Source organism: Streptococcus sp. ELY_125, from assembly GCF_058314535.1.
In genome coordinates this window covers 1-4,767 of record NZ_JBZFUM010000041.1, presented here as the reverse complement: position 1 = coordinate 4,767, position 4,767 = coordinate 1, and the positions used below count along the sequence as shown (strand labels likewise).

Annotated in this window: 6 protein-coding genes; 3 read left to right on the top strand and 3 right to left on the bottom strand. The window is 38.4% G+C overall.

The features are described 5' to 3' along the window. Nucleotides 1-148: 148 nt before the first annotated feature. From AC4HAL_RS10905 to AC4HAL_RS10895, 3 genes are all read right to left on the bottom strand, one after another. Complete coding sequence (locus AC4HAL_RS10905) at nt 149-307, bottom strand: hypothetical protein (protein ID WP_447452291.1); 159 nt, start codon at nt 305-307, stop codon at nt 149-151. 145 nt (nt 308-452) lie between these two features. Beyond that, the gene (locus AC4HAL_RS10900; RefSeq protein WP_491094174.1) at nt 453-1,229 is read right to left on the bottom strand and encodes an HlyD family efflux transporter periplasmic adaptor subunit; all 777 of its coding nucleotides are present in this window, start codon (nt 1,227-1,229) and stop codon (nt 453-455) included. Between the two features lie 10 nt (nt 1,230-1,239). Further along, nucleotides 1,240-3,387, bottom strand: coding sequence for a peptide cleavage/export ABC transporter (locus AC4HAL_RS10895; RefSeq protein WP_491094173.1), 2,148 nt, complete (start codon nt 3,385-3,387; stop codon nt 1,240-1,242). Between the two features lie 271 nt (nt 3,388-3,658). Between AC4HAL_RS10895 and AC4HAL_RS10890 the strand changes: the two genes are divergently transcribed. The 3 genes from AC4HAL_RS10890 (at nt 3,659) to AC4HAL_RS10880 (ending at nt 4,527) form a co-directional block, all read left to right on the top strand. Next, nucleotides 3,659-3,853 (top strand): Blp family class II bacteriocin, encoded by a 195-nt coding sequence (locus AC4HAL_RS10890; RefSeq protein WP_491094172.1) that lies wholly within the window; start codon nt 3,659-3,661, stop codon nt 3,851-3,853. Between the two features lie 21 nt (nt 3,854-3,874). After that, nucleotides 3,875-4,033 carry a class IIb bacteriocin, lactobin A/cerein 7B family gene (locus tag AC4HAL_RS10885; protein ID WP_491094171.1) on the top strand — a complete coding sequence of 53 codons (159 nt, stop codon included), beginning with the start codon at nt 3,875-3,877 and terminating at the stop codon, nt 4,031-4,033. An 86-nt stretch (nt 4,034-4,119) separates the two neighbouring features. Further along, on the top strand, nt 4,120-4,527 hold the full coding sequence (locus AC4HAL_RS10880) for a hypothetical protein (RefSeq protein WP_491094170.1): 408 nt from the start codon (nt 4,120-4,122) through the stop codon (nt 4,525-4,527). Nucleotides 4,528-4,767: the final 240 nt, after the last annotated feature.

Below are 4,767 nucleotides of genomic sequence, written 5' to 3'. Positions count from 1 at the left end.
CCTTTTTATTTTGACCAAATTCAAGTAAATACCTTAGTTATTGTCACCTCAGGCCATATTTTTCTAGAGAATTTTTAAAAAAAGACAAACTCCCAAAAAGAAGTTTGTCTTCGGTCTGAAATGAGACCCAGCTAGGGGTCTCATTTTATTAATCTTTCATTTTAAATACAGTGACTGTGGCTTTTTGGGGTCGATAACTTTTAAACCAGTTTGTAAACCAATTACCGCCGCCAGTGATGGCTGCGCTTTCGGCAGGTGTGAGTTCGGTAAAACGATCTAAAGATGATAATGTAGTTTTGTGGGACATAAGTATACTCCTTTATATTTTATTAGTCTAAGTATAGCACAGGTTTTTCTTGATGAAAGTGAAATAAGTCTTTTTGGTAGAAATGTAAAAGTACAGAAATAAGACTAATAATTCTCATCTTGGTGTTTTTAATATGAGCAGGCAGCTAGCCAAAGGAAGCAAGAAGCTTGTCTTTGTAGTAGTTAAAATAGGTCTTTTTGCCAATAATGCTCGTGACCCTTCCTTGAAGGCCATATTTTATTTGCGAGCGCTCTTTATCTGATAGCTTGACTGTAGCAGTAACTTTAAAGAGGTTTGCACTTTTAGTAACGGTAGCAGTAGTGTCAATGCTCGTGACCTCGCCAGTTATCATGAGATTTTTGTGTTCGACATTAGTCAGGGTCAGTTGAGCGTGCTGGCCTTTTTTAATACTGGAAATGTAGTTCGAATCGACATAGTAGGTGATAGCAGCTTTTTTAACTTTTTTGATATCTGGATAGATGCTGCCGACAGTAGTCCCAGCTGCAATGTTTGATTGACCAGTGAAATCTTTTTCTAGGTGCAAAATCCCATCGCTGGGAGCTGTTAGCTGGATTTGGGTATTGGCTGGTTGAAGGGAGCCTTGCCCATTAGCATTCAATATAGGCATTTGCTCGCTTGGAGAGGGACTGGTGTATCTTAAGAGGACCTCCCCCTTCTTTACGCTCTTGTTATTTACCAAGTTATTCCTAGCAATAGTGTTGTCACTGACGGATTGCAAACTAATCACATCACTAGTTGGAGTAACCTGCCCAGTTGTAGTTACGACGATTTCCTTAGTGGCAAAGAGCGAAAATAGCGTAATGAGGGCAAAAAGCAAGGCTGTAGGAATGATTGTGAGGGTAGCAAAATTTTGATAGCGCCGTCTGTAAAATTCTGAACTACTGAATAATTTAGAATCCATCTTTACCTCCTTATTTATGAAAGAGTTGGTAATAGAAGCCCTTTTGTTTTAAAAGTTCTTCATGGTTACCGGTTTCGATAATGCGTCCCTGATCTAAAACAATAATCCTGTCCGTCCTTTCGGAAATACTGAGACGGTGGGCAACAAAGATGATTGTTTTTTCTTTCATAGCTATTAGGTTATCGATGACTTTCTTTTCGGTCAGAACATCAAGACCGCTAGTTGCTTCGTCTAGTACTAAAACGGGTGATTTAGTCAGGAGCGCTCGTGCTAAGGCAATGCGCTGTTTTTGCCCGCCAGATAGTCCCGCACCATCTGATAGTTCTGTCTGATAACCCAGAGGCATCTCTTCGATGTCTTTACGAATCTCTGCCCATTCACAAGCCTGTCTGATCTCGTCTGAGGTAATAGTGTCGTCTGCCCCAAGCGTAAGGTTCTCAAGAATGCTGCCACTAAAAATATAGGCCTGCTGCGGTAAATAGTTAATATGCTGTCTCAAGATTTTTTTGTCAATGAGACGGCTATTTAGACCGTTGATGGTGATATCTCCTGTATTAGGCTGGAAAAAGTTGACAATCATCTTTGCTAGGGTTGTCTTACCCGAACCGCTGATACCAACTAGACTGATTTTGGAGCCCTGCCGGATCGTTAGGTTAATATCGGATAAGGTATTTTTACCAAAACCATATTTATAAGAAACATCTGAAAAAGTAATGTCACCCGTGAGAAGTTGAATATCTTTTTCTGTCGCTTGCTCATCATCAAATTCGGATGAGACGAGGTAGACTTCATTCAGGCGGTTGTTGGCAACTTTGGCAGATTGTAGTTTTGTCTGGAGGTTGATGATATTCTCCAAAGGATTAGTAAAATACGTTAAGAGGGTGTTGTAGGCAATCAGCTGACCGATAGAAATTTTATTAGAGATGATCAAGGTCGAACCAAACCACAGAATAAGGACATTTAGGATAAGCTGGGCTCCCTTTTTTAAAGCTGTTTGCAGGATTTCATATTTACTGCGTTTAAATGATTTATCCAGATAATCAACAAATTCACTGTCAATATTGCGGTAGCGCATTTCTTCGCTTGTGAGAGATTTAATAGTCTCAATGCCATTGATGTCTTCAATGATAGCCGAGCTAACCATACTATTAGCTTCCATAACATCTTGATTCATTTTTTCAAAAGGCTTCATGAAAGCAAAAATGATGATGGTATAGATGGGGATGGCAAACAAGGTCAGGAAGAACAAATTAGTATTTTGCAAAAGCAGAACACCACCGACGATAATGAGAATAGAACAGTCGAGAAAGATGGAGAGAATGGTTGAGGCTAAAGCGTCAATGATAGAGTTAGCATCGGAAAAGCGTGAGGTGATTTCACCCGTCCGTCTGGTCGCAAAAAAGGACATGGGCAGAGAAAAAATGTGCCTGATGTAAGATAGAATAACGTCAATACTCAATCGCTGGCTCAATACCACGAGTAGGTAATCACGGGAAAAGGTCATGATCTGCTGAATAATATAAGTGATGATCAATCCAACTGATACAATTCCCAAGGTCGATAGCATGCGATTTGGAATATAATTATCCAAGATTCCTTGCAGATAGTAAGAACCAAGGATATCAATTAAGGTGACAAGTAAACTAGCTAAACTAATCTGGAAGATGAGCCCTTTTTGACGCAGGATAAGGGGAATAAAGCTCAAGAGACCATTTTTCTTATCCTTGTGAGGTCTGTAGTGGGGCTGAGGTGCGAGAAAGATAGCGACCCCATCCCACTCGTCTGCAAAAACCTCTTTTTTCATCTTGGTGATTTTGACGCTGGGGTCAGGATCACCAATAATGAGATAGTCTTTTTTAGCCTTGTAAACGACGTAATAATGCTGAAGCTTTCCCTCCTTATTAACATGGACGATAAAGGGATAAGGCACATCATCCATATCAAACATCTCCATATCCGCCCTAATAGCGCGTGTTTCAAAGCCCATCTTTTTGGCAGCTTCTACAATTCCTAAAGCAGTCGTCCCTTCTCTGTCGGTCTTAGCCAGCTCGCGCAAGTGGGCTAGGGAGTAGTTTGAACCATAATGTCTGGCGATTGATGCCAGTGCTGCAACCCCGCAGTCTCGAGCATCAATTTGTGGGATAAATTTATAGAACATTAATCCTTTTTCCTTTCTGTTAGTTTTGTCTGATTTTTATCATGTCAACATCCTATTATGTCATAATGACTAGGAGTCTGCTTATCCATGTCGTGAATGGTTCCTATTTTGTCGCGAATGGTAAAAAATCCGATTTTTCGAAAAAAAATTACCATTCAGGGTGAAAAAACGACCGTTCACGACATAGACGTGCACAAACCAAAATTTTGGGTATACTAAGGGTGTCGGTTGGCCAACCAAATAAAATAAAAATTCAAAGGAGGTATTCGTTATGAATACGACAGTATTTGAACAATTTGAAATGATGGACAACGAAGCTCTCGCTGCTGTTGAAGGTGGAGGTGCTTTGGGAGTAGGTGCAAGTTGCGTAGTTGGAGGAGGTATCGGAGGGTACTTTGGTGGTCCCGTTGGAGCTGTGTATGGATGTGCAGCTGGAGTTGGTTTTTATAATGGTTATAAGCACTAATTAATTAGAAAGGGTATAATTATGAAAGCTAAAAATATTTATAAAAATACAAAATTTAATAATTTAACAAATACAGAACTTCAAGATATTACAGGAGGTGGCCTTACTTGGGGAGGTCTCTTAACAGCCTACGGATTGGGTTATGCTGCTGGTCAGACGGTTTATAATTTGACTCATTAATATGTTTGTTTCAATAAACTAGAGAGTATTAAAGCTCCCTAGTTTATTGTTTAGTAACTGTTAAATCAAATGTGAGTGATATAAAAATGACAAAAGATAGAAAAAGTTTAAGATCTCATTTTTTTCTGGATAGGAGTAAAGTCATAGTGTTTATGTTGTTTTTGCTTCTTGTCCTTATTGCTGCAAAAGCCTATATTAGTGTGCAAAAAAATACAAATCCTATTGATGATCTTTTTGCTTTTGAAGTTATTTTATTTTCTTGCTTATTAATAGAATGGATTTTGAGGAAAAAAATAAAATGGCAAGCCAGCCGTTTGTATAGTAGGCAACTATCAGCAAAAATTTATTTAATTGGCTTGATAGGGTTCGCTATCATAGACTTTGTATTGTATAAAATAAAACATGAACCCTTTATCAATACCTACCTTGTCTTAATATTTTTAATGGCTGTTGGTTCATTAGCAGACTGGCTTATTGAAAAGTTGAAGAGGTAGTTGGTAGTAAAATGATCTTTTTATTGTGATTTAACTAAGTGTTCTATTAATAATAGCATTAGCTGACTGAACTAAACAAAGCATAAGGAGAATAATAATATATGAATTTTAAAATTCCCAATTTGTAAAATTAAGCTAGACAGAAAAAAGCCATTTATGATAGGCTCAGATAAACACCACATTTGTCTGAGAGGAACTACCATAAATGACCTACACCCATCTTACCACAAACGAACTTGT